Annotated in this window: 21 protein-coding genes; 7 read left to right on the top strand and 14 right to left on the bottom strand. The window is 42.7% G+C overall.

Annotation, left to right across the window (positions count from 1 at the left end; genetic code table 11):
- Nucleotides 1-249: 249 nt before the first annotated feature.
- A complete protein-coding gene (locus ACEN2L_RS18640) occupies nucleotides 250-1,422 on the top strand; it encodes a GAF domain-containing sensor histidine kinase (protein ID WP_441745623.1) in 1,173 nt (390 codons plus the stop codon).
- A 242-nt stretch (nucleotides 1,423-1,664) separates the two neighbouring features.
- On the opposite strand, the gene sohB is transcribed toward ACEN2L_RS18640, so the two are convergent.
- Both sohB and ACEN2L_RS18630 read right to left on the bottom strand, forming a co-directional pair.
- Nucleotides 1,665-2,687: a protease SohB gene (sohB, locus tag ACEN2L_RS18635; RefSeq protein WP_441745621.1), complete on the bottom strand. Its 1,023-nt coding sequence runs from the start codon at nucleotides 2,685-2,687 to the stop codon at nucleotides 1,665-1,667.
- Between the two features lie 100 nt (nucleotides 2,688-2,787).
- Nucleotides 2,788-5,373, bottom strand: coding sequence for a VolA/Pla-1 family phospholipase (locus tag ACEN2L_RS18630; RefSeq protein WP_441745619.1), 2,586 nt, complete (start codon nucleotides 5,371-5,373; stop codon nucleotides 2,788-2,790).
- 260 nt (nucleotides 5,374-5,633) lie between these two features.
- Between ACEN2L_RS18630 and ACEN2L_RS18625 the strand changes: the two genes are divergently transcribed.
- Entirely contained in the window at nucleotides 5,634-6,374 is a 741-nt protein-coding gene (locus ACEN2L_RS18625) for a YciK family oxidoreductase (RefSeq protein WP_441745617.1), read from the top strand.
- Between the two features lie 77 nt (nucleotides 6,375-6,451).
- On the opposite strand, the gene glnS is transcribed toward ACEN2L_RS18625, so the two are convergent.
- On the bottom strand, nucleotides 6,452-8,119 hold the full coding sequence (gene glnS / locus ACEN2L_RS18620; protein WP_441745615.1) for a glutamine--tRNA ligase: 1,668 nt from the start codon (nucleotides 8,117-8,119) through the stop codon (nucleotides 6,452-6,454).
- Nucleotides 8,120-8,393: 274 nt separating this feature from the next.
- Between glnS and ACEN2L_RS18615 the strand changes: the two genes are divergently transcribed.
- On the top strand, nucleotides 8,394-9,428 hold the full coding sequence (locus ACEN2L_RS18615) for a LacI family DNA-binding transcriptional regulator (RefSeq protein ID WP_441745613.1): 1,035 nt from the start codon (nucleotides 8,394-8,396) through the stop codon (nucleotides 9,426-9,428).
- A gap of 18 nt (nucleotides 9,429-9,446) precedes the next feature.
- On the opposite strand, the gene ACEN2L_RS18610 is transcribed toward ACEN2L_RS18615, so the two are convergent.
- The 9 genes from ACEN2L_RS18610 to ACEN2L_RS18570 all read right to left on the bottom strand — a co-directional run bounded on the left by ACEN2L_RS18610 (nucleotide 9,447) and on the right by ACEN2L_RS18570 (nucleotide 19,042).
- Entirely contained in the window at nucleotides 9,447-11,138 is a 1,692-nt protein-coding gene (locus tag ACEN2L_RS18610; protein WP_441745611.1) for an alpha-amylase family glycosyl hydrolase, read from the bottom strand.
- A gap of 6 nt (nucleotides 11,139-11,144) precedes the next feature.
- Nucleotides 11,145-12,659, bottom strand: a complete 1,515-nt coding sequence (locus tag ACEN2L_RS18605; RefSeq protein ID WP_441745609.1) for an MFS transporter — start codon at nucleotides 12,657-12,659, stop codon at nucleotides 11,145-11,147.
- Between the two features lie 316 nt (nucleotides 12,660-12,975).
- Nucleotides 12,976-13,431, bottom strand: a complete 456-nt coding sequence (locus tag ACEN2L_RS18600) for an acyl-CoA thioesterase (protein ID WP_441745607.1) — start codon at nucleotides 13,429-13,431, stop codon at nucleotides 12,976-12,978.
- A 27-nt stretch (nucleotides 13,432-13,458) separates the two neighbouring features.
- Nucleotides 13,459-14,142, bottom strand: a complete 684-nt coding sequence (locus ACEN2L_RS18595; RefSeq protein WP_441745605.1) for a rhomboid family intramembrane serine protease — start codon at nucleotides 14,140-14,142, stop codon at nucleotides 13,459-13,461.
- 90 nt (nucleotides 14,143-14,232) lie between these two features.
- Entirely contained in the window at nucleotides 14,233-14,838 is a 606-nt protein-coding gene (locus ACEN2L_RS18590) for a nucleotidyltransferase family protein (protein ID WP_441745604.1), read from the bottom strand.
- The gene (locus tag ACEN2L_RS18585; protein ID WP_441745602.1) at nucleotides 14,835-15,842 is read right to left on the bottom strand and encodes an XdhC family protein; all 1,008 of its coding nucleotides are present in this window, start codon (nucleotides 15,840-15,842) and stop codon (nucleotides 14,835-14,837) included. The genes ACEN2L_RS18590 and ACEN2L_RS18585 overlap by 4 nt, the downstream gene beginning before the upstream one ends.
- A 13-nt stretch (nucleotides 15,843-15,855) precedes the next feature.
- Nucleotides 15,856-17,010 carry an RDD family protein gene (locus ACEN2L_RS18580; RefSeq protein WP_441745601.1) on the bottom strand — a complete coding sequence of 385 codons (1,155 nt, stop codon included), beginning with the start codon at nucleotides 17,008-17,010 and terminating at the stop codon, nucleotides 15,856-15,858.
- A gap of 14 nt (nucleotides 17,011-17,024) precedes the next feature.
- Nucleotides 17,025-18,206 carry a vWA domain-containing protein gene (locus ACEN2L_RS18575; RefSeq protein WP_306020495.1) on the bottom strand — a complete coding sequence of 394 codons (1,182 nt, stop codon included), beginning with the start codon at nucleotides 18,204-18,206 and terminating at the stop codon, nucleotides 17,025-17,027.
- On the bottom strand, nucleotides 18,206-19,042 hold the full coding sequence (locus ACEN2L_RS18570; RefSeq protein ID WP_306020493.1) for an AAA family ATPase: 837 nt from the start codon (nucleotides 19,040-19,042) through the stop codon (nucleotides 18,206-18,208). The genes ACEN2L_RS18575 and ACEN2L_RS18570 overlap by 1 nt, the downstream gene beginning before the upstream one ends.
- 186 nt (nucleotides 19,043-19,228) lie before the next feature.
- Between ACEN2L_RS18570 and cysK the strand changes: the two genes are divergently transcribed.
- Together cysK and ACEN2L_RS18560 are read left to right on the top strand one after the other, a co-directional pair.
- Nucleotides 19,229-20,191 (top strand): cysteine synthase A, encoded by a 963-nt coding sequence (gene cysK, locus ACEN2L_RS18565; protein WP_306020492.1) that lies wholly within the window; start codon nucleotides 19,229-19,231, stop codon nucleotides 20,189-20,191.
- Between the two features lie 102 nt (nucleotides 20,192-20,293).
- The gene (locus ACEN2L_RS18560; protein WP_306020491.1) at nucleotides 20,294-20,737 is read left to right on the top strand and encodes a hypothetical protein; all 444 of its coding nucleotides are present in this window, start codon (nucleotides 20,294-20,296) and stop codon (nucleotides 20,735-20,737) included.
- Nucleotides 20,738-20,777: 40 nt separating this feature from the next.
- Here the strand turns inward: ACEN2L_RS18560 and ggt are convergent, their stop codons facing one another.
- Entirely contained in the window at nucleotides 20,778-22,481 is a 1,704-nt protein-coding gene (ggt, locus tag ACEN2L_RS18555; RefSeq protein WP_441745598.1) for a gamma-glutamyltransferase, read from the bottom strand.
- 219 nt (nucleotides 22,482-22,700) lie between these two features.
- Between ggt and rrtA the strand changes: the two genes are divergently transcribed.
- A complete protein-coding gene (gene rrtA / locus ACEN2L_RS18550) occupies nucleotides 22,701-23,309 on the top strand; it encodes a rhombosortase (protein ID WP_441745597.1) in 609 nt (202 codons plus the stop codon).
- Between the two features lie 13 nt (nucleotides 23,310-23,322).
- Here the strand turns inward: rrtA and ACEN2L_RS18545 are convergent, their stop codons facing one another.
- On the bottom strand, nucleotides 23,323-25,818 hold the full coding sequence (locus ACEN2L_RS18545) for a prolyl oligopeptidase family serine peptidase (RefSeq protein ID WP_441745595.1): 2,496 nt from the start codon (nucleotides 25,816-25,818) through the stop codon (nucleotides 23,323-23,325).
- A gap of 150 nt (nucleotides 25,819-25,968) precedes the next feature.
- Here ACEN2L_RS18545 and ACEN2L_RS18540 point away from each other — a divergent pair, with 150 nt between their 5' ends.
- The gene (locus ACEN2L_RS18540; RefSeq protein ID WP_441745593.1) at nucleotides 25,969-26,508 is read left to right on the top strand and encodes a glutathione peroxidase; all 540 of its coding nucleotides are present in this window, start codon (nucleotides 25,969-25,971) and stop codon (nucleotides 26,506-26,508) included.
- Nucleotides 26,509-26,632: the final 124 nt, after the last annotated feature.

The raw sequence follows: 26,632 nt of genomic DNA, 5'->3' as shown, positions 1-26,632 counted from the left end.
GCCGTGAAAATAGTATGCTGCGCCCCTATCTTATGAAGGCATTTGGCCGACTATTATATGATTTGAAAGCACAGCCATATGAATGTCATTGAAAACAAACGCAGGTAATGTTACAAGTTTAGGCTAGCCGCATCACTTTTTGATTTAACTCAATACGATAATAAGCGCAAAGCCAATATGTCAAATGAATGGCAAAATATGAGCTCTGTAAATAATGAAGATGGACAAGCGCAAAATAAAGAGTAGTTAATGAACGCCTTAATCGAAAAAGATATCCGTACTATCCAGTCTATCGAGGCTGTTCCTTTCATCATGAAAATGTTAGCAGACGCGACAAGTCTACGATTTATCTGTATCGCTAGAGTAACTCACGACAACTGGACCACCTGTGCAGTATTAGATAGGGTTAATTTTAATCTACAACCAGGTGATGAGCTGGAGATACAGACTACTTTTTGTAACCAGGTTAGACAGTCGAGTACGCCAATCATTATAGAGCACGCGCAGAATGACGAGTATTATAACAGTAGTACGATCCCAAGCATGTATGGATTTGAAAGCTACTTTTCCTTCCCTATATTCAGTAAAAATGGCCATTTTTTCGGCACCCTCTGCGGTCTAGATCCGCTACCAGCAAAATTAAAAACCACTGAGATCAAACAACAAATTAAGTCTTTTGCAGAATTGATTTCGAGACAGATTGAAGCTGACGAAAAACTCAGTACGGTTGAGTCTGATTTATTTAATGAGAAGACGGCCGCCAAATTACGAGAACAATACATCGCCATTCTGGGTCACGATTTAAGAACGCCTTTGTCTGCTCTTACCATGGGCGTGAATTTTCTGATGGAACAGGTAAAAGATGATACCTCGCAAAAAATTCTCGCTCGCATGGACAATAGTGCAAATAGAATGAAACGTTTGATTAGTGATGTGATGGATTTGACCCACGGAAAAATGGGCAATGGCATCGAATTGCAAGTAAAGCCGGTTAACAATTTACAAAATATTTTATCCCACACTGTCGCTGAACTCGCAGCTTTGCATCCACAACAGACCATTCAAACTAGCATTAATGTTGAGGGATTGCTTAATTGTGATCCTGAGCGAATCGCCCAATTGTTATCTAACCTTTTAATTAACGCCATCGTGCATGGCGACCCGGCACAAATCATCGAGGTAACATCAACCATCATTGAGGGTGTTTTTACATTGACTGTCAGTAACGGGGGCTCTCCTATCAGCCCAGAGACAGTTGATAAGCTATTTCAGCCTTTTTGGCGCAATGAAAGTAACAAGAAAACCGGCGGTTTGGGTTTAGGTTTGTTCATAGCCTCTCAAATAACCTTGTCCCATAACGGATCGCTGACGGTAAGTTCAAATGAGAGCAGAACTGTTTTTACCTTCCAAGCAAGCCTTTGAGCCTTCAGTGTTATCACTGCGCCGCAGATAAAAATGTTAGAGAGTGCTTAACAGCTTAGCCGCAGCAATTGTCTCAATATCTGAGCTCATAAGGCAAATGTAAAAACACATAAGACATGGGCTTATCAAGTTCAACATCATCTGAAATTAGGCATCAATAAAAAAGGCAAACTACCTTGCAGCAATTTGCCTAACGCTAAGCACTAATCAACGATGAGCTTGCGCGAATAGTGCGCTACGGATTATTTAAACAAGTTGTTCTGCATTGACCATAATTTCACAAGCACCGACTCAATCGCGGTACTGGCGGCAAAACCTAGACGTTCAGCGATATTCTTTTTCATGGAATATTTAACGCTATAGATTTTACGTTGCTCATTGGCACGTAATAAATAATCGTCTGAAGTTTGAATTTCATCAACCAAACCTAGTTCTAAGGCTCTACTACCATACCAGTATTCACCGGTAGCCACTTTACTTATGTCTAATTCAGGACGATGCTCTTGTACAAAGCCTTTGAACATTTGATGAACTTCTTCTAGTTCTTCTTTGAATTTTTCGCGACCTTGCTCATTGTTTTCACCAAACATGGTTAATGTGCGTTTAAATTCTCCCGCGGTGTGTTGCTCCCACTCGATATTACTTTTTTTCAATAATTTATTAAAATTAGGCAATTGAGCAATGACCCCAATCGAGCCAATTATGGCAAATTTTGCAGCGAGTACTCTATCCGCAACACACGCCATCATGTAACCGCCACTGGCAGCGACCTTATCAACTGCAACCGTGAGTTTGATCTTTTTATCGCATAATCGTTGAAGTTGAGATGCGGCAAGTCCATAACCGTGCACTACTCCGCCGCCACTTTCTAGGCGTACCAGCACCTCATCTTCTGGTTTGGCAATCGTCAAAATGGCAGTAATTTCTTCTCGTAGATATTCTACTTCATGGGCATCCATTGAGCCTTTAAAGTCGATAACAAACAAATGGCTGCTTACTTGGTCTTCGGCACTCTTCTTTTGTTGTTTTTCTGCTTTTTTCTGTTCTTTATTATGCTTTTTTAACTGCTCTTTGGTGAGTAGCATACTGCGAGAATAATCGGCGACGTCTTCAAGTTTTTCTGATAAGGAGGTAATTTCGAGGTGTCCTTTCCCTGACTTTTGCTTAGAGGCTAAACTGACAATTCCTCCAATTGCTAATAGTAAGGCCACAACAATGGTAATCGCCTTAGCGGTAAATAAGCCGTATTCATATAAAAATTCCAAATTGGTACTCTCCTAATTTCGTTTCACACTTTATGGGGATGAATAACTAAAAAAAAAGCCAAGTCTAAGACTTGGCTTTGTTAAATCAACTTTTTCTAACTTAGTTCGCTACAACACTGGTATCTGACACAACAATAGTGGCTTGTCCCATTAGGTCAGTCGCAAAAAACTTAGCAATTTGAGCTTGCATTTCACGAGTTGTCGCCATGCTGAGCGCGGGATTCAACAATGAGCTATGCTCGCCACTGGTAAAACGAACAATGCCATTCCCTGGTGTAGTCGACACCACTCCTTCTAATCCAATAAGCGAAGCAAGAGCCTCAGTACCGGCTAGTGGAGCAACAAAATTAGGAATAACGCGATCTGAAAGTGCTGTTGAGCCATCATCATTTGTACCACCACCAACTACCTCAGCCATGTATACCGGCGTTTCAGTTGCAGCTAGTTTTGCTGCATAGGTATTTGGGTCGCTCGAATCTAATAGCGTTTGAGCAGCAAAGGTAAATTGAGAAAACAAGGCATTAGCTGCAGCACTTTGCTCCGCGCTAAAGCCTGCAGAAAATGCTGCGTAAGCAGGCGAAATGGCGCTTTGTAGCGGCAAACTATTTTCCTGTGCAAAGGCAGCTAAAAATTGTTGAAACTCAGTGGAAGATGCTGCAAACAACGAGCCCTTCACTAAATTACCAAAGGAGGCTGATTGCATAAGGAAATTTGCCACACCACCGCCAGGAACATTTAACGCAACAGCATTAAACTTGAACATCCCATCAAAAGCAGCTAACGCCGGATTGACTTCACTCAAGCTGGTATTGGCCACAGTTACTGCCGTGCTACCGATAATCGAACCAAGAGATTGTCCGGCTAAATAGACATTAGAGGCGTCAATATCAATACTCCCACTTGCATCAGCAAGTGCATGTAAACCTAAACGTAAGCCAAGAACATCGGCGATACCTTGCCTGGTGTTATCTCGGGCGGTTAACAAGCTACTTAAGTTGAAATAATCTGTAGTGCTGCCACCAAAACCACCAGAAGCGTTAACAATAGTGCCATCTTCCAGGGTAAAACCGCGGCTACCATGTAAGGGATTATCAATCGCCACTGTGGCAAAACCGGCCAGTGATAGCGCGCCAGATAAGATCAACATATCTTCTTTTTTAGAGGTAATACCATGGGTTAAAATCACCACAGGCCAACCGGCTTCTGGCTTAGAAATCGCTGTAACAGACCCACTCAAACCGGCTAATGCCGCCACAACGGCTTCATCAGGTACGGTAATTTGTACCTGCAAGGTTTCAGTACCGTTGGTGTTTCTGCCCTGTGGTTTTACAATTGGGCTGTAACGGGTAACGTGACGCTCATCACTTATTCCCAGTGCCGATACATCTAAATCTAACAACTGACCATTAGATGCGGCCTGACACAGGGCATTATTGCTGCCCACGGGTAAGGTGCCATTGGCAATCAAACTAGGAATATTTTCTGCACCGATACCTTGCAGCGCTAAACCATTGGTACATGCTGCATGCCAAAAATCACTCAGGGGCGCAGTAGTACTTAAGTAGTAAGGTAAATCAATACTACCAGAACTTACTTGAGACGCACAAAACGGCCCTACTTGAGCGAAGGTACTTACTGCTGTTGAAAATAATGGTGAAGTGGGCGTTGCTAAGGTCGCTGCCAAGGCACTACAACTTTTCAAGCCGTATTGCTCCAGACCAGCAATTTGATCTGCGCTTAATAAAGCACCAGCAAGCACATCAAAGGCAGTAGCGTTTTGCTGTTCGGCTACAGTAATAGAAGGTAAATACTGCGCGGCCACTTGTGGGCTTACGCCCTGTGCCAAAGCACCTGCAAAACCTGCAATTTGAATGCCTTTCATGGTATTAAAAATGGTATCAGTGGTTTGCGTAGTAAAGGTAGAAGTGAATATGATGGAATCAGCGTCTACCCCACCTTGACTCACAACCACTGACTCATAGGAATTCACTAAACCTTGCAGCGCCAGTTGAGAATCGCTAGATAGAGGTTGTGTAGTAATAGGTAAACTCACCAGCTCATAAGAGGTAGATGCTTTTAGTGACTGACCATCGCTGGCCTTCAAACCATCGGTTAGTACCACGTAATAAGACGTTGAACCTTCAAATGCTTTAAGTGGAATAATCGCAATATTGTCGCCGACAGCTTGAGCGGCAAAATCGACCCCAAAGGTTAGCTCTTCATAAATCTTACAGCCCGTTAAAGGTGATGCGGTTAAACAATCAGCATCGTTTAATGCTCCGCCAATTGCCCCTTTAAATAAGCGCACTGAACCCGGGGTTGACACCGAAGCGGCGTCAAGAGAAATACCAGCAGGATGAGAAGTTGAAATACTGAATGCTTGCTGTGTAGACCAACCGTCTTGCGCACCTAAGGCTACCGATGGGCTGCCAAAGTCAGGAGCCATGCCTGCCGCTTTTGCTGCAACCTCATCTGGTACTTCTAGGGTGCCATCTTGAGTTTGTGCTGCCAATGCAAAAAGCAGATCGCTAGGAACCGGCAATACTCCAGCGCTGGGATCAAATAAAATTCTTGAAGCGGCTCGGTCGGTGCCGCTTGCACTTTTCATTTCTTCAACGGTGTCTCCACCACAACTACTTAGTCCCAAAACAGCTGAAATACTCATAGCGAGTAATAATTTTTTCATAAGGTTTCCACGTTATCCGATGATTGTTGTCTATTAATTTGGCCGTTTCTTTTATTGGTTTTGTACGAAGGGTTTATCCGTGCAAGCAACAAGTTAGACCAGTTAAACTTGTTGCAATCTTATTGACTTTATTTGCTTTTTGCAAAGCTTTGTTAATATTTTGTAAGCCAAATCTGCCAATAAATGAGAAATTGCCTAAAAGTGCAAAAGTTCATTTATCAATGATATTATCCTGCCATCACTAACAATTAAGTTACTCCATGCTCAATTACACACCTCAAACACAATATTTAAGAGACAAGGTTATTTTAGTCACAGGCGCTGGTGACGGCATCGGCAAAGAAGCGGCCCTGCAGTATGCTCGCTATGGTGCAACCGTTATTTTACTTGGTAAAACCGTCAAAAAATTAGAACAGGTTTATGATCAGATTATCAGCGAAGGCGGTAAAGAGCCCGCTATCGTGCCACTTGATTTACAGGGTGCAACTCCTAATCACTACGCGGGTTTAGCAGGTTCCATTGAACATCAGTTTGGTCAACTCGATGGTTTACTGCATAACGCGGCTAAACTGGGTAATCTCGGTCCCTTTGTTCAAATTCCAGTGGAAGAATGGCAATCTATTATGCAAGTAAATGTAAATAGCCAGTTTTATTTAACACAAGCTCTGTTACCACTGTTAAAAAAAGCGCCCGCAGCTTCGGTTATTTTTACCACCTCAGGTGTTGGTATCAAAGGTAAGGCCTATTGGGGGGCCTATGCTGTATCAAAATTTGCCACGCAAGGTATGATGGAAGTATTGGCTGATGAATATGAGAACTCGTCAATTCGTTTTAATTGCTTAAATCCCGGCGGCACCAAAACGGCAATGCGTGCATCTGCTTTTCCTGCCGAAGATGCGAGTTTACTTAAAACCCCTGCGGATCTTATGCCTTACTACTTGTATTTGATGGATGCCAATAGCTCAGCAGAGCGCGGAGAGACCATGCACGCTCAAGCTTGATTGCCCACTTTTTGAGGTTGTTTCAGGCATAAAAAAAGCAGACTACGTGTCTGCTTTTTTTGTCTTTACCCTGTGCCTTACTCTTGATCTGCTTTTGCCCAAGAATCACGTAATCCAACAGTGCGGTTAAACACCAACTGGTCAGTGGTGCTACTTTTATCCAAAGTAAAGTAACCCATGCGTTCGAACTGTAATGAGTGACCCACCTCAGCATTTTGCAAACTAGGTTCAACAATAGCCTGTTTCACTAATAAGGATTCTGGATTCAAGGCCGCTAAAAAATCGTCTTCCCCAGCTGGATTGGGCACACTAAATAATCTGTCATACAAATTAACTTGTGCTTTTAGGCCATGAGTGGCTGAAACCCAATGAATAACCCCTTTAACCTTACGGCCATCGGCTGGATCCTTACCTAGCGTTTGTTCATCATAAGTGCAGTAAATGCAAATTACATTGCCTTGTTCGTCTTTTTCAACGCGCTCGGCTTTGATCACATAGGCATTGCGTAAACGCACTTCTTTGCCTAACACTAAACGTTTAAATTTCTTATTGGCTTCTTCGCGAAAATCTTCCGCTTCGATATAAATCTCGCGGGTAAAGGGTAATTGACGCGTCCCCATCGATTCATCATTAGGATGATTCTGTGCCACCAAGGTTTCGCTAGTATCATTTGGATAATTTTCAATAACGAGCTTTACTGGGTCAAGCACAGCCATCGCCCGTGGTGCACGTTCGTTTAATTCTTCACGTATACAGGCGTCTAACATAGACATTTCAACCAAATTATCCATTTTCGTCACACCAATACGTTTGCAAAACTCAACAATCGCGTTCGGTGTAAAACCTCGTCGACGTAAACCGGCAATAGTAGGCATTCGGGGGTCATCCCAACCCGCTACATGTTTTTCTTCAACTAGTTGAATAAGCTTACGTTTACTGAGCACAGTGTATTCAAGATTTAAACGAGAAAACTCGTATTGATGAGGCACTGTATCAATGGTGATATTACTCAATACCCAATCGTATAAACGACGATTATCTTGAAACTCTAATGTACATAATGAGTGTGTAATCCCCTCAATTGCATCAGAGATACAATGCGTAAAGTCATACATAGGATAGATACACCAAGCATCACCGGTTTGGTGATGATGGGCAAACTTAACACGGTATAACGCTGGATCACGCATACACATAAACGGTGAAGCCATATCAATTTTAGCGCGCAACAAACATTGGCCCTCTTGATATTCTCCCTGTTTCATTTTTTCAAAATGCGCTAAGTTATCTGCTACAGAGGTATCTCGGTAAGCGCTATTTTGTCCAGGCGCCTTTAGCGTGCCGCGCAGCTGTCTTACTTCTTCTGGCGTTGAAAAGTCAACATAAGCCAAACCTTTGTTAATTAATTCAAGAGCAAAACCATACAACTGCTCAAAATAATCAGATGAATACCTGACTTTACCGTGCCATTTGAACCCCAACCAACTCACATCCTGCTGAATGGCATTCACATAATCGATGTCTTCTTTTTCAGGATTGGTGTCGTCAAAGCGAAGATTACAATAACCTGCGTAGTCTTGAGCTATGCCAAAATTCAAACAAATTGATTTTGCATGGCCAATATGTAAATAACCATTTGGCTCAGGTGGAAAGCGCGTTTGAACAACGCTATGCAAGCCACTTTTAAGATCGTTATCAATAATTTGACGAATGAAGTTGGTCGGACGACTGTCAGTCTCGGCCATTAAGAATATCCTCTTAGCAATGATTGGTAAAATACGAGCCGCATATTATAACAGGTTGAAGTGAGTGCATAAGGGTTTTTCTGGGCCTAAGTACGCTGATCGTATCTTTAAGCGCCAACCTGCGATTTTTGCTTAATTTTCCCGCATCGCTGTTTTCTTTTTATGTTTTTGCAGAATATTAAGGAACAAAATCATAAGCTGGTGTATAAAAGTCAAGTTCGAGTCGTCACAGTCAAATAACGCAAATAGCGTTTCAGGGAATAAACACGTAGTTATGAGAGATAAAGCAACATCTTTTGATATTGCCCACTTAGCCGGTGTATCACAGTCGACAGTTTCCAGAGCCCTAAGAAATAGCCCTTTGGTGAATAAAGAAACTCGCGAAAAAGTCCAAGCTATTGCAGCCGAGTTAAATTATAAAGTAGACAAAAACGCCAGTAACTTACGACGGCAACAAAGCGGTACTTTGGCGTTGTTGTTGTTTGAAGATCCTACGTCTGACGATTCGCTTATCAATCCGTTTTTCTTATCGATGTTGGGCAGTATTACCAAAGCCAGCGCAAAAGCGGGTTATGACTTACTTGTCTCATTTCAAAATCTAAATGACGACTGGCACGCCGAATACGAAGACTCGAACAAAGCGGATGGCATTATACTGTTGGGCTACGGTGATTATGTGGATTACCGTGACAAACTGGCCAAATTAGAAGAGCAGCAAACACATTTTGTTCGCTGGGGAGCGCATGATGTTGATCATCCAGGTGTCTCAATAGGCAGCAATAATATTCAAGGTGGTTTTGACATCACCCAACACATGATTAATCAAGGCCGTACAACCTTTGCTTTTATCGGTGGTGCCGACAAACACTGCCCTGAATTTATGGACCGCTATATTGGTTTTAGTCAAGCCTTACATGAAGCTGGCTTGGTACATAACCCCGTTATGCAAATTGAAGCAATATCCACCGAAGACTCTGGCTATCAAGCAACATGCAGTTTACTGGCAGCAGGTTTACCTTTTGATGCCCTAGTTTGTGCCAGTGATTTAATTGCGATGGGCGCAATGAGGGCATTGCGCGATAACAATATAAGCATACCCCAGCAAGTCGCGGTGGCAGGTTACGACAATATTCCTATCTCAAGTTTCGCCAACCCCGCTTTGACCACCGTGCAGCAAAACACTAAATTAGCCGGAGAAATATTGGTTGAAAGCCTAATACAATTGATTAACGGCAGTAGAGTCGAACAATATTTAATGCCAGTGGACTTGGTTATTCGTCATTCTTGTGGCCATGTAGCGCAGAGTTAAATCTGCGCGCCACTTTTCCTACTTATAACGCATTAGCGCACTTAACTCTGTGAGTAATGCTTCTTGCGTCAGCTCACCCTTATATAGCCATACTTGCACATCATGAGGCCCGACACTGCTGTTTAAGGTGTCTTGGCGGTCACTGATACTACGTTTTTCATCTGATGATTGGCGATACCATACACCCTGCTGCAAGGCCTTTTTGACGCTAAATTCCGCAGCGGTGTCGCCTTTATTCAACAACACTAAGGCAACTTGTGAAACCCCCTCTTTTACCAAGACGCGGTAGAATGCCGCTTTGTTACCCGCAAGCTCAATATTGACCTGTAAACCGTTTTGTAACGCAGGTATGTTTTTACGCAAGTTGGCGACACGGCTTAAGGCATGATGAATCGGGTGCTGTTTGGCCAATTCAATATTAGCTTGACCAAGGTAGTTACGATTACCTTGATGCTCCGCTTTACCGCGCATAAAGCCAAGCTCAGAGCCTTGGTACACCACTGGAATACCGCGACTCGTGAACAACCAATTATTCGCATCAATGAAACCCTCATCAGAGGCATTCATCCGAGGCATGTCATGATTGTCATAAAACGTGGTTAATTCATAAGGGTTTTCGTAGGGACCATGGGTTAAATACAGGACTTTTTCTAATTCTGCAAAATCGCTGTCTGGATTTTCAAACACTGACACAATGGCTTTTTGTTGCGGAAAATCCAATACACTAATTGCTCCATTTTTAGTCAAAGTATGCTGAGCAATAAAATTTGCATCGTAATTAAAACTTTCACCAAACATATAAAAGTTAGGGTATTTTGCTCTGATCCTATCGGACATCAGTCGCCAAAATGCATGTGGTACATGACGAATCGTGTCTATTCTAAATGCATCTGCGCCCTGCTCTATCCAATATAAATATGAGTTAATCAGATAGTCTTGTACTTGGGCATTACTTTCATCTAAGTTTGATAACTGCAGGATATCAGGAAACTTGTGAAAAAAGTCATGCAAGGGCTTAGCTGGGTCAAGTGCCTCTGGGGGCAGATTTTGATGGTCCGCCACCAATTTGCCATCCCTATCATACAATTCGCCAAATTTTGCTTGATCCTCAGGCATATCAAAGGAAGGCGTGCCGTGATTAGCAACTATGTCTAATACGGATTTTAAACCAAATTTTTCACGCATTTGTTGAGTAAAGGCTTTGTAGTCCAAGCCAGGCGAGCCTAAATGCTCGTCCATCTGATAAAAGTTATTGGCCCAATAACCGTGATAACCGGTTTTACCACCATCTTTAAATGCACCACCAAACGTGATTGGTTCACCACCACTAAAAGCTTCATCAGGGTTATCTAAAATTGGTGTTAACCACACAGCGGTAAACCCCATATCTTTGATGTAGGCAGCATTATTTAATACACCTTGTAAATCCCCGCCCATATAACCCACATAGGCTATGTCGCCACTCTCGTTGCTTAAGGGCAAACCAAAAGTAGGATATTTACCACCCTGTTGCGGGTGATTGTTACTTGGATCACCGTCAACAAATCGATCAGTCATCACAAAATACACGGCTTCTTTGGTAAATGGCTGACTTGAACCATAAAACTCCTGAGGTGCCAGCGTAGTGCTCGTTCGCGTAGTCGTTGTACAGGCACTTAATACCAATGAAATGGCCAGTGCTAATTTTTTTGTGTGTCTTTGCTGCATCATTTTTCCTTAACCTTCAGTTGGCACTTGTACACGTAATGTCATCAAACCTGCAATCAACATACTGCAACCACCGACAACCAGGGCATAAATAGGCTCATTGTTAAATACTTTAGTGACTAAAAAACCCAGTATGCTGGCTGCTAGTATTTGTGGGATAACGATAAAAAAGTTGAAGATACCCATATAAACGCCGAGCTTTTTAATGGGTAATGCATTCGATAATAACGCATAAGGAACCGACAACACTGAGGCCCAAGCAAAACCGACGCCTACCATGGAGAGCACTAACCAATTAGGATCGCGAATAATCAGAAAAGAAATGAAGCCTAGACCGCCTAACCCAAGGTTAATCAGATGGGCGAAACGTAAGTTAGTTAATTTTACAATGATAGGAATTAAAATCGCTGCAAAAATAGAGGTACCGTTATAAACGGCGTAAAGCACTCCCACCCAGTCAGCGCCCTCATTATAGGCTAATGAACTTGGGTCTTTACTACCAAAATGAAACGAAGCAACACCGGATGTCATGTAAATCCACATTGCGAAAAAAGCAAACCACGAAAAAAATTGCACCACGGCAAGCTGACGCATGGCAACAGGCATTGCAAACAAATCATTCATGACTTCTGAAAAACCGTTAGCGGTCGATTGCCTCTTAGCAAACCATCCTGCCAGCAACTGACACACACCAAAAGCGACTAACATGCCCGCAGCGATATACAAATTTTTATCGAGACGCTCAATATTAACGGCAATAACTAGCGCTAAAATAAGACCAAGGAGAGTAAATATCGCTCCGCCCTTGAGGTAACTGGCTGGCGAGCGAATATTTTCTACCACTTGTGCACCAAGACCCTTGTCAACTTCTGCCTGCTCAAATTCAGCCAATTCTTCTGGTGAATACTCTTTTGTTGAATACACCGTCCAAGCAACACACAGAAAAAATATGGTGCCACCGGCATAAAATGAGTATTTCACTGAGTCTGGAATAAGGCCAGCTTGCGCCACATTGGACACATCAAACCAATTTGTCATCATCCACGGCAAAGACGACGCTACTACCGCTCCTACCCCAATGAAAAAGCTTTGCATTGCATAACCCAGTGGACGCTGCTTTTTAGGCAACATATCACCAACAAAAGCCCGAAAAGGCTCCATTGAAACATTAATCGACGCGTCCATTATCCATAACATACCGGCCGCAACCCACAACGCCGGAGAGTTAGGCATAATAAACAACGCTAAACTTGCAGCAATGGCACCAAACAAGAAATAAGGACGGCGACGGCCCAAGCGGTTCCACGTTTTATCACTGAAGTAACCTATGATGGGCTGGATAATCAACCCAGTAATAGGTGCCGCTACCCACAGTACAGCCATATTGTTGTAGTCAGCGCCAAGGGTTTCAAAAATTCGACTGACGTTAGCGTTTTGCAATGCAAAGCCAAACTGAATACCCATAAAACCAAAACACATGTTCCAAATTTGCCAAAAATTCAATGTGGGTTGTGACTTATTCATTTATATTTCTCTGATTATTGAAATCTAGGTGAATACGCCTTTATCAGGCGCTGAAAAGTAGGTGTTAACTGTGATAATAGCAATGAATGAGCGCTGAGTATCAGCAACGTAAACGTATTGTTAATATTCGGTAACAGCAAATAGTCGCTAGACTACCCGTTATGACTGTTCTTCAACAACATTTTGCATACGTATTCAGTTAAATTACTCAGATTATGTTAACGATTTGACCCTGTTTATAAACCGCGAACGTTTAAAAAGTCCGTGTCCAACTCGGGGAGTATCGAGCCACTTGCGGGAGCATTCTTTAAGTGAATTAAGTGAGGTCAATGCCTGCTTGATTAACCTGTATTGGTGGGGCTTCACGACTTAGTTGCTCAATTAACCAAGGTGTTAATGGTGTTTTTTGAAAGGTTTTTGCGTCAACCAATACATAGGTTACCTGTGCTTCTACTACAGTTTGTAAAGTAGCAAACTGGCGTATCGTGACAGAATAACGATAAGAAGTATGACCAAATTTGATGGGAATGACTCGCAATTCAAGCACATCATCGAAAACCGCAGACGAGCGAAAATCGATTGTTAGATTAACCACTTGATTATCTAGCCCTCGTTCTAATAGTTTTTGAAACCCACCGATTTTGTACCGCATATATTCGGTAATCGCCAAATCGACATAATCACCATAGCGAGCATTGAATACCACTTGCTGTGCATCACACTCAGCATAGCGTACACGGATCAATAAACTAAATTCTGCTTGTTGGTCCAAAGCGACCTTCCTTATTGTGTTAGTCAGTTAGTGTGGTCCAAGCCGTGCAGAAATGTCTTGCCGCTCAGCTTGCTGACTTTCTACTTGCCACTCATCGCCGATAATAGGATCATCTTCTTGAATGACTTCCCAGCGGTAACGCTTCACAGGTGGCAGAGGGTCAACATTTCGCCACAGCAAAGCAGCTATCGCACCTGCCAGCGCGCCAAAAAAGTGATATTCAAAACTGATGTATTCTTCTCGCGGAAATATCGTCATCGTCATTCCGCCATACAGCAAAAATACTATCATCATAATAGCAACAGAGCTCTTATCTCGGCGAAATATGCTGGCCACCAATATAAAAAAGAACAAGCCATGGGCGATACCACTTGCTCCGATATGGTTAGCCTCTCTGGCAAACAGCCACACACCAAAGCCAGAAACCAACCAAATAAGCGCTAACACTCTGGCCCATACTTTGGGGTAGCCTAGCGCAAGCATGGTCCCCATAATAATCAGCGGCAAGGTGTTATTAAACAAATGCTCAAGCGATCCATGCACCAAGGGCGCAGTTAAAATACCCAGCAACCCAGACACGTCAAGAGGTCTAAGACCCATCCAATACAACGGCCAATGAAACAGTATTTCAGCAGATTTTAAGCACCATAGTAACGATACCAGTAGCGAGCTAACTATAATACTTTGACGAAAACGGCTATATTTTTTCATTCACCTTATATGTGGCGCATAACATTAATTTAAAGTTTAAAAGGTTAATTTTCTGCATTATTGACTCGGCCATTGTCTATTTAGCTGAGCCTAAGCTTTAAACTGGGCCAACGTTTTAGCTTTTTTAAAATCATCTGGAGTATCAACGTCAAACTGGGCATTGGGGATATCTACCGTCACAACATGATTGGCAAAATGTTCGAGAACACTTTTTGCCCCCTTGTCACCTCGTAACTCAGATAAATGAATATAATAGCTCCTCGGAAAAATACACGGGGCGCCCACTACATTATTGTAGCGGGCACTGATAATAGCCTCAGGAAATTCTTGATGTACTTTTATTAATCGTTGAATGTCTTCACTTTGCAATGCAATTTGATCTGCCAAACCTACTAATACATGAGTGCTTGTAGGTACGACGTTTTTGATAAAATCAGCCAAACTATGGCCCATTCCTAAGGACCAGTTAGGCGCATAATAACACTCAATATTCTGCCCGACGGCCGCAATTATTTTGTCTTGGTTAGCCCCAACCACAATCGTAAAAGCACCACGTTGTGCAAGGTAACCAAGGGCTGTTTTATAACAGTTAATACTATGTTCAAGCAGGCTCAGCCCCTTAATTTCGGCCAATTGTTTGATGCCGAAAAAGCGTTGACTGCTACCCGCAGCTAAAATGACTGTGTGTAATGTCATGGCTTTACTATGCGGCTAATAGATTGTGCGTCCGTTTTTTCTAAGAAGGCATGCACCTCAGACAACATAGACAAGGCAATTGATTCTGGTAACTCACCGCCTAAGCGCAAACCAACCGGATTCGCCAAAGGATAGTGTAAATGTTGTTTAGATAACCTAGCGTGCGCAAGAACCCGTTCGGTTCGATGTAAAGGCCCTAATAATCCCACATAACTGGCCGCACTGTGCTGCAACAAACTGAGGGCTTGTGCATCTAATTTAATGTTATGGGTCAGTACTAAAGCGGCGTCTATTTGTTGCAACCATCTTGCCTGGCTCAGTTCTTCGAATGGTTGCCTAATAATGTGCTGCGCGTCGTTAAAATACCCCTCTCGTGCGTAACCGCTGCGAGGGTCGAGCAATAGCACTTGCCAACCGAGGGCGGCGGCCATTGCTACTACAGGACGGGCATCCACCCCTGCGCCAAAAATAGCTAAGAAATAGGCACTGCGGATGGTTTGCGAAAAATAGCGTTCATTGTCAATTTGCTGAATACCACTATTTTTAAGCGCATCTTGAGTCAAGGCCTCGCTTAATTGATTATAAGGTTTTGCTTGATCAATACGCTGCACATAGGTGCCGGCTTGATTATTTTGCAGTAAGCCATAAAGAGTATGTAAGTGCAGGTAATCATTTGCCTGACTCACAGGTTGCAGAAGAATTTCGACCATCCCTCCACAGCCTATACCAAGTTGCCATGCTAAATCTTCTTCTTCGCGCATGTCATATTTAACAATACGATTTTGGGCATTATCCCAACAGCGTCTTGCTTGTCGCATGATGTCAGACTCTAAACAACCACCGCTTAACATGCCAAAATATTGGCCAAGGTCGTTAATCATCATCATGGCGCCAGCTTTACGATATGAAGAGCCTTCGGTGTTTATTATGGTAGCCAATACCCATTGTTGAGCATCTCTTTGAGGCAGCCAATGGCCAAGGAGTTTATCTAATTGATTTGCCATAATTCACTAATAGTTATGCTGACTGATTTTCAGGAATAAAGTCGATTTTAGCAATACGTAAATCGATCACGACGGTATGAGATATTTTATCTTGTATGGCTTGACGATTTGGATCCCAATACACTTGTAAAAACCCTAGCAAACCGGTGGCAAAACCCGCCCCGTAGCCACCATAACGGCCAAAGCTTTCCCAAAGATTGGGCTCTTTACCGTCAAGTTTAATGACTTTAATACCCAATAACTTTTTGCCCGGCGTTTGCCCACGAAGCCATGCGGTAAAAATAGAAAAATAAAACGCTGCCCAACCAAAGCCTAAGCCCAAATCTTCCATGATGCCTTCAAACCAAGCCAAAATACTGGGTTCTTTTTGCTCGTTTGTGGCGTCACTCTCGTCTTCTGGCGTAGGCACCGCTTGGTCGGATGCAAGAGACTCAGCAGGCATTTGACCTGCACTTTTATTCACTAATTTATTATCAAGTTCAGCTTCTTGAAACTTAAGTTGATCTTGCCATTGTCTTAACATCGCACTTTTTTCTTGTGCAGAAAGTTGCTTCTCAGCCATGTCGAGTAAACCTTCTAGTATATCGAGCGCTTCTTTTTCGGGTAAGGCTAACTCAATAAGCGATTCAACTAAGTCATTACCTAAGGACTGCCAACACAAATACGTATTAGGGCATTCACCTGAGTCTACTTTTTCTACTAGGGCATTCGCCGAGAGCATATACTTAGTGGTCACTGCCACCACAGCCAATGCTTCTTTGCCGCTTATCTCGGTATAGTCTGTCGCCCCCTCATTTTTCGATTGATTTAGTTCAAATGTATCGAACACACCAAGAGCAAATATAAACAGTAACGAAGCGGCAATAAACCTAAGTGCGAGGCGCCCAGCATTAAAACGCTTTTTTAGCTTCAAACGATTACCAGCACGAAAAAAGGTTACCGCCGCCACACCGGCTAATAGAAAACTGGCTGATTGCGATAACATTGCGATTAACAAGGCATCAATACCAATGGCAATAGCGCGTTTTATGGGCCGTGCCAACGCAGTACCAAACAACTCAGGCGACACATGAAACGCATAAGGCGTAACAATTTGACGGGTTTCTTTGCGGGTTAAATGATGTTCATCTTGCTGATTTTGCCCAAGGACTTCGTTTTCAACGTGCATGTTTTACCCAAAATTTAGTGGCGCTTAATTAAGCTTTTTATGCCCTCGCTCAGACCGTCAAGTGTTAAAGGAAACATGCGTTCATCGAGTAGCTCTCGCATGATTGTAATCGAATGATAGTAATTCCAATAGTCTTCTAATTGAGGATTTAACCAAATAGCATGTTCAAAATGATGTAATAAACGTTGCATCCACGTGGCACCAGGTTCTTCATTCCAGTGTTCGACACTGCCACCGGGATAGGTAATTTCATAAGGTCCCATGGTCGCATCCCCCACAAAGATAACTTTATAGTCACGGCCGTATTTATGAATAATGTCCCACACTGATAGGGTTTCGCGCTCTCGGCGTTTGTTGTCTTTCCATACACCTTCATAAACACAGTTGTGAAAATAGAAAAATTCGAGATGCTTAAACTCTGTTTGCACCGCCGAAAAAAGCTCCTCACATTCTTTGATATGGGCGTCCATCGAGCCGCCAACATCAAAGAACATCAATACTTTTACTGCATTGTGGCGCTCTTTCACCATATGAATATCAAGCAAACCCGCGTTTTTGGCCGTAGCACCAATGGTGGTATGAATATCCAGTTCTTCGGTAGCGCCACTGCGGGCAAATTTACGCAGTTTTCTCAGTGCGACTTTAATGTTTCGGGTACCGAGTTCGACGTCGCCCGATAAATTTTTAAACTCGCGTTTTTCCCAAACTTTTGCCGCTGAAAAATTACGATTACCTTGCTGGCCTATTCTTACGCCCTCGGGATTATAACCATTGGCCCCAAAGGGAGACGTGCCGCCAGTACCAATCCACTTATTGCCCCCTTGATGACGTTTTTCCTGCTCAGCTAAACGCTCTTGCAGTTTTTTCATTAGCTCATCAAGGCCGCCCATGGCTTTAATCTTAGCTTTCTCTTCTTCAGTAAAAAAACGATTTAAGGCATTGTTTAGCCAGTCTTCAGGAATGTCTTTACCAAACAAATCAAGACTTTGAACGCCTTCAAAATAATCTGCAAAGGCGCGATCAAATTTATCAAAATGACTTTCATCTTTGACCATGATCAACTTAGACAAATGATAAAAATCATCAACACTGGCAAAAATTACGCCTTTTTCTAAGGCTTCGAGTAAGTCGAGCAACTCACGCAAACTCACTGGTAATTGGTAGTCGCGTAATTTAAAGAAAAAATCCACTAACATTAGCGACGCGCCATAAAGACCAATTTTTCAAACAAATGAATATCTTGCTCGTTCTTAAGTAGGGCACCGTACAAAGGCGGTATCGACTTTTTGCCGTCTTTATTTTGCAAGGCTTCTGCAGGAATATCTTCTGCTACTAATAACTTCAACCAATCTATTAACTCAGATGTCGAAGGTTTCTTTTTTAAACCAGGGATATCACGAAGTCCAAAAAATGCTTCGAGGGCTTGGTTTAATAAGTCTTTTTTGATCTCAGGGTAATGCACATCAACTATTCTTCGCATTTCATCTGCGTCTGGAAATTGAATGTAGTGAAAAAAGCAGCGACGTAAAAAGGCATCTGGCAGCTCTTTTTCATTGTTTGAGGTAATAATGACGATGGGACGCTGCGCGGCTTTTACAAGCTGCTGAGTCTCGTACACAAAAAATTCCATTTTATCTAACTCTAAAAGCAAGTCATTTGGAAACTCGATGTCGGCTTTATCGATTTCATCAATTAATAAAATGGTGCGTTTAGTTGACTCAAACGCTTGCCACAGTTTTCCCTTTACGATGTAGTTGGCGATATCGTGAACTTTGTCATCGCCTAATTGCGAGTCGCGTAAACGCGAAACGGCATCATATTCATATAAACCTTGTTGTGCCTTGGTGGTTGATTTGATATGCCATTGAATGAGATCCGCTCCTAAACTTTGTGCCAATTGTTCGGCTAACATCGTTTTACCCGTTCCTGGTTCACCCTTGATTAATAATGGTTTTTCTAGTGTGATGGCGGCGTTGACCGCGAGTTGTAATTCGCGACTAGCGATGTATTTTTCGGTTCCTTTAAACGACATTCATGACCTCTAATTCAAATTAACAAATGATTAACCATAAGATATAGCGAAATAGCACTTTGAATTTACGTACTTCGCCTTAATCTTGTCATGGTAAAACAGAATTGTGCTCATTACGTATCAATAATAGTGATAAATTCCAATTGATTTGAACTGGGTTCATCTAAAAATAGCAAGGAAATAAAAATGCAAATTTACGACGATAATTCATTAGCCATCGGTAAAACCCCCTTGGTCAAACTAAATCGCGTTAGCGGTGGTAACGTTTACGCAAAAATTGAAGCGCGTAATCCAAGCTTCAGCGTAAAGTGCCGTATCGGTGCCAACATGATTTGGGATGCAGAAAAAAAAGGCATACTGACTGAAGGTAAAGAACTGGTTGAAGCAACCAGTGGTAACACTGGTATTGCATTGGCTTTTGTCGCTGCAGCAAAAGGCTACAAATTAACCCTCACTATGCCAAGCTCAATGAGCTTAGAGCGCCGCAAACTATTAAAAGCACTCGGTGCAAATTTAGTGTTAACTGAAGCCGCTAAAGGCATGAAGGGCGCAGTAGCAGCAGCTAACGAGATTGTTGCTTCCGATCCTGAAAAATTTATTCCTTTGCATCAGTTTGAGAACCCTGCTAACCCAGAAATTCATGAACTTACCACAGGGCCTGAAATCTGGAATGATACCGATGGCGAAGTCGACATTTTTGTCGCAGGTGTCGGTACTGGCGGAACCATGACAGGTGTTAGTCGCTATTTAAAAAGTAAGGGGAAAACCATTACGTCTGTCGCGGTCGAACCAGCTGATTCGCCGGTTATTACTCAAGCCAAAGCAGGTTTACCTTTAACCCCGGGCCCACACAAAATCCAAGGGATCGGCGCTGGTTTCATTCCTGGCAACCTCGACTTAGACTTGGTTGATGCGGTAGAACAGGTCACCAATGAAGAATGTATGGCAATGTGCCATCGTTTAATGAAAGAAGAAGGCATCCTAGTGGGTATTTCTTCTGGTGCGGCTGTGGTTGCGGCAAAACGTTGGGCAGAAAAGCCAGAAAACGCCGATAAAAAAGTGGTGGTCATATTGGCCAGTGCGTCTGAGCGTTACTTAAGTAGCCCGCTTTTTGCCGGTGAGTTTTCAGAAACCGAAAACGTGCAATAAGCCTAAAGCTGATATACTTAACAAAGGGAAGCTTATGCTTCCCTTTTCTTTCGTGATTCGTTATAAAACAAGGCAGATCCTACTAAAAAGAGTGTTACTTACATGTACTTAAGATTAGGCCTAGTCATGCTACTACTGACTGCAATCGTTGGTTGTGATGGCTTAGAAAAAAAACAAGGAATGGGCAAATATGGCATGATGGACCCTAACCTGCCTGAATATACCGCCATTGAATTTTTTGATCACATGTTTCACGATGATGATCTCACTGAAGCGCTGAAGCTCAGCAGCCCCACTTTGAAACGCTTAATTTCCTCTTACCATACCAACCGTAATGCACAACGGCATGTTCTAAATTTACGCTTTGATAAGGTAAAGATCACGCCTCACACCGGTAGTGCTGGCCGGAATGAATTTTCTAAAGAGTCCAAAGTCATTATCTTTTTTGAAGGTGAACTCAACGGCAAGATCCTCAAAGATATGCGCGTTGTGGATTTAATTCGTGATGGAAAAGAATGGAAAGTAGATAAAATTAGTATTAAATAAGCCTTTGGGCAGCCTCAAATTAGAAGCTGCCTTTTTATTTTTACATGCCTACTGCTACGCCCTCTCTGCGAGGATCTGCCCCACCCATTAAAGTGTTATCTTTAATCTGAATACCATGTAAACCACTATTTAAATCTATTATTTTGACTTGATGGCCTTTGGCTTTTAAACCTTCTGCCAATTCTTCTGCCATAGTCCCTTTTTCCAAGGCAGTGTAATCGTTGCGATCAGTGACATGAGGTAAGTTGATAGCCTGCTGAATATCTAATCCCCAATCAAGTACACCTATTAAGGTTTGAGCAACATAGTTAATAATGCGACTGCCGCCAGGTGAACCAAGGGCAAGAAAAAGCTGCCCCTCTTTATCGAATACCATAGTCGGGCTCATGGCACTGCGAGGACGTTTTAGCGGCTCTACACGATTTAATACTGGTTTACCCATAGAGCTGGGATTTAAGGAAAAATCTGTCATTTGATTGTTAAGTAAAAACCCTTCAACAAATACCCCAGAGCCAAATGCAAATTCAATGCTTGTGGTCATCGATAACGCGTTTCCTTCACTATCGACAATAGAAATATGACTGGTATTGGGCAATTCGTAAGCGTTATCTTGGCCAACTTTTAACATCGCATAAGGTTGTCCCGGCCTTGCTCGTCCCATGTCTTTATTTAGATCAATATGTCGTGCTCTGCTGCTTAAGTAACTTTGGCTTATCAAACCACTAATTGGCAAGCCTGTAAAATCTGTGTCCGCAATATACATCTCGCGATCAGCAAACGCTAATTTTGAAGCCTGAGTAAACAGGTGCATCGCCTCGAGAGAGTTAGGCGCATATTGCGACAAATTAAAGGGTTCTAACATTCGCAGAATCTGCAAGACATTGATGCCTCCAGAACTCGGTGGCCCCATACCACAGACTTTAAAATCTTTATAAGCGCCACATACCGGTGAGCGTTTTAACGCTTGATATTGAGCAAAATCTTCCTCTGTGATTTCGCCTGGGTTAATGGTGGTAAATTGTGCAGCCTTGGCCATGGATTTAGCCAGTTCACCTTGGTAAAACCCATCAGCGCCTGTTTCAGCTATATGCAGCAATGTCCGAGCTAACGCACTGTTTTTTCGTAACTGTCCTTTTACTAAAGGTTTTCCATCAGGATAAAAATATACCGAAGAATCTCTGAATTGGTACAAACCAGGATGAATTTTTAAGGCTAACAACGTGGCCAGTCTATCAGACACACGAAAGCCGCCCTCTGATGTATTAATGGCGTCATTAAACAATTGAAGCCAAGGTAACTTTCCAAAATCCTGATGAGCTAATTCTAAGGCTTTTAGTACACCGGGCACGCCTACCGACTTACCGCCTACCACTGCGTCAATCCAAGACATGGGTTTGTCAGGCGTTTGCATAAACATGCTGGTTCTGCTTGCTTTTGGTGCAGTTTCACGGCCATCAAATGTATGCAGCTTTTTGCCTTTATTGTCCCAGTATAGAATAAAAGCCCCACCGCCAATTCCTGAAGATTGAGGCTCAACTAAGGTTAACATTGCTTGAACGGCAATGGCAGCATCGATGGCACTGCCGCCTTTTTCTAAGATATTTTTACCGGCCCACGACGCATAAGGATTTGCCGCTACAACCATGTATTTCTTAGCATTAAAAGCGTTTTTGCTCTGTCTTCCGGTGGCGGCTTCCGGTTCCCGATCTTCTCTTTGTTGAGCCTCAAGTGGCTGAACCAACATTAACGATACCCAACAGCATAAAAATCGAAAACGTAATCCCACATCAACCTCATCATATTTGTAGTTTCGAAGGCACACACTAACGAGCAGGCTTATAGATTGCAACAAGAGCACGGCACTAAGGTAAAAATATACAATTGTTTTTATACATCTAGATTTTTTAATATTGAAAGCGTGAGATTTTAGTTACCATGCTCAAAATAGAACAATGATTTTGCTATGTTAACTTTTAATTTACCCCTTGCTAGGCAATATGTGATCGGCCCGCTAGTATTGCTGGTTGTCTGCGTTTTATTGTTTCTCACTGAACCCACCGCTAGCCATTATTTAGCCTATGACCGACTTCAGATTGAGCAGTTTGAATGGTGGCGTTTATTTACGGGCAATCTTTTGCATACTAATGCCAATCATTTAGGGCTTAACTTGGCCGGCGTGACCCTATTATGGGCCTTACATGGGCAATATTTCACTGCCCGTCACTACCTGTTTATGCTATTGATACTCAGTTTGTGTACGACCTTAGGCATTTATTTTTTTGCAAAAACGCTGCAGTGGTATGTGGGTTTATCGGGCTTATTGCACGGCGTTTTTTTACTCGGTGCCTACTTTGACATTAAACACGGGTTAAAAACTGGTTGGCTGTTAATGATCGGGGTTATTGCTAAGGTTGCTCACGAGCAATATTTTGGTGCAAGTCAAGATGTTGCCAATCTGATTGCAGCGAAGGTTGCTGTTGATGCCCATTTGTATGGCACCTTAGCCGGTTTGATTATCGTTGTTTTATTACAGCTCTTTTCAATAAAAAAGGCCTCAACTCTTAAGGAGTGAGGCCTGATAGGCGCTACAAGTTTTGCTCGAACAATTTAAAAATTCGACGATATTCATCAAGCCATGAGCTAGGCTCAACAAAGCCGTGAGATTCAACCGGGTAAATAGCCGTTTCAAAATTCTGCTTTTCTAATTCAATTAAGCGCTGTACTAAACGCACAGAATCTTGAAAAAACACGTTACTGTCGACCATAGGAGCATTAATGAGAAGTGGCACTTTAAGTCCTTGGGCAAAATAAATCGGAGAGCTGCGCTCATAAGCAATCGGATCAACATCAGGCGTATTAAGGATATTAGAGGTATAACCGAAGTTATAATGAGCCCAATCGCTTACAGGTCGCAATGCTGCCCCAGCTTGGAATAAATCAGGTGCAGTAAAGAGCGACATAAAGGTCAAGAATCCGCCATACGAGCCACCGTAAGTCCCTACCCTTGCCCGGTCAACATCAACGTTATCCACTAACCAGTTAACGCCGTCCCTTAAATCTTCTATTTCCGGTTTACCCATATGTCGGTAGATAGCAGTGCGCCAATCTCGACCATATCCAGCAGAGGCGCGATAGTCCATATCCAGTACCACATAACCTTGCTGAACTAACAAGTTATGAAACATAAACTCGCGGAAATAATCAGACCAGCCCAAATGTGAGTTCTGTAAGTAGCCTGCGCCATGATTAAACACCACAGCTTTGCGCAGCGGCTCTCCTTCTTTTCTTGGCGTGGCGTACACCCGAGCATAAATGGCCTGCTCAGTATGACTCGATTTAATAGGCACTACATCAGGGGCTAACCAGTTCATGGCCAAAAACTCTTGGCTTACTGTGTGGGTGATTTGCTCAGCCTCAGCTTGTCCTATCGTCTGGATATACAGCTCTGGTGGCATGGTTAATTTTGAATGGGTAAGCAGTAGTGAATTTTCGTCTGGGCTTAATTGATAATCAGTCATGCCGTTGAGATTGGTTAATTCCTCTGTGGTTTTATCCTCTAAAGACACACGATATATTTCGTAAATACCGGGGTGCTTTTTATTTGCCTTAAAATAAATATGCCGATCGTCGGCTGAAATCCTTGGCTCACTCACTTCAAAGCGCCCTTGTGTCAGGGCAAGCGCCTTATCATTATATGGTTTGAGGTATAGCTGACTGTAGCCACTTTCTTCCGACAAGTAATACAAGGTTTCACTGTTGCTTAACCAGCCGAAGTCATTCATTTTGTAATTAATCCAGGCATCATCGTGTAAACGGTGCTGAACACGCCATTTTGCCTCATTCACATCGATAGTACTTAGCCATCTGTCTTTATTATCAGCAGCTGCTAGCATTACAGCGACGTTGTTACCTTGGGAATGCCACTGAATAGGGCTTTGAGACCAGTACCAATCATCAATTAATCTGATGGTTCGAGGTAAACGATTATCAACGTAGGTTTTACCTTGTGCCACGGCATTTTCGCGTTTGACTGACGCGAGTACATCGTCGTTGTATCCCGGTAAATCTGTGTAAGATAAGCGTTTTGCTTCATGACGGGATAAATTGAGCAACCATACACTTTGCTCTACGGGTTTCGCATCTGCGACACGTTGACGCACTTCAACACTGGTTATCCGCCCATCATCATTTATGTAGTCAGGCATGATATCGCCTTTGTCACGATCGGCGCCGCTTGGCTGCACAACTAACAACAGCCATTGGCCATTGGGTGACAAACTCGCCTCTACTGTTGCCTTATCTTTTCCAAGGTAAAATGGCTGAGGGGTTGATGCCCTATTTTGTTGTTGTAATTGTTGCTTTTGTACAAATTGACTCTGGCGATCCGCTCGTCTTTGCGCCACAACCTTTAATAATTTTTGTTGCTCTTGGGCGAGGTAGTCTTTGGCTACATCAACTCCAACAGGCGCATCGTCAAACTCCCAACTTGCGTGCATTTCCCGCATACCGTTATGCGGATCAATAACGATAAAACTATTGCCGCTTTGAAAGCTCACTCGACCATCTATGAGAAATTGCAGGTTGTGAGGTGCTGAATTATCTTTGCTTAATTGACGGAGCCTGTTGTCAGTTAAATCTTTATAAAATACATTGCCGGCAAAAATCCATGCCGCCCCTTGCTTAGTAGGGCTCAATACTCGATTTTTGTAAGCAAATAGGTGTTGCTCTTCGAGCGTTATCACTTCTGCGTTGTTAGGCTTATCGAGTGATGTAAGCAGTAAGTTGAATAACGGACTGCCCTGCTGCTTTTGGCTATAAATAATATGTTGGCTATCATCCGCCCAAAATGCTGACATTGGTTGACGACCTAGCCAATCAGGATCGGCCATTATTTGCGTTAGACTCAGTTGAGTGGCATGGGTAGACGGGGTTTGCGCTTTTATGGTTGCTGGCAAAATAGCAGGAGGTACGGCGACATGTTGTGCTACTGTTCGCTGTTGATTGTTGGTCTGACTCGCCACACAAGCAAACAGTAAGCTGCTAGAGCAAGCCAATAAAAGACAACGTGTTAATTGATGCATAGAACCCCATAATTGATCATTTTAATAACATATAAGCGGGCTATTATTGGCAGGTTTATCTCAATGAACAAGTAAAAATAAAAACATTAAGACTGATCCAAAATCACTATTTAGATATAGTAATCAACACTTAACCCACCAAGGATTGTTATGAAAAAAGTACTTATCGCTGCCCTACTATTTTGCTCTGGTGCCAGCCAAGCAGCTGAATGTCCTGACCTCTTGAAATTCATGAAGCGTAAGTTAAATTCGCAAGAAACCGTCAATTTTTGTGAAGCTTATCAAGGCAAGACAGTGTTATTTGTCAACACTGCCAGTAAATGTGGCTTTACCCCGCAGTTCGAAGGCTTAGAAAAACTATATTCTGATTATCAAGACAAAGGTTTAGTGGTATTAGGCTTTCCGTCAAATGATTTTAAACAAGAGTTTTCCGACGAAAGTAAAACGGCTGAATTGTGTGAGTTAACGTATGGGGTAAAATTTCCCATGTTTGAAACCATAGCAGTAAGAGGCGATGATGTAGATCCGCTTTATCGCATGTTGGCTAAAAAGTCGGGTACCACACCTAAGTGGAATTTTTACAAATACTTAATGGATAAAGACGGCAACATCGTTGATTCTTATGCATCAAACACCAAACCCACCGATAAAGATTTTATTGCTGACATAGAAAAAACGTTAGCCCACTAACAAAAAAAGCCTCAAGGCCTTTCACCTTGAGGCTTTTTTTGTAGCACTGTCCCATCCTGAAATAAGTTGACATAAAGAGGACTTCTTTATGAAAACATCAAGTAATAAAAGCGCTAGACGGTCA

Source organism: Flavobacterium sp. W21_SRS_FM6, from assembly GCF_052119645.1.
GTDB lineage: Bacteria > Pseudomonadota > Gammaproteobacteria > Enterobacterales > Alteromonadaceae > Paraglaciecola.
The sequence above is the reverse complement of the archived record's forward strand: the minus strand, read 5'-3'. Positions and strand labels throughout refer to the sequence as shown.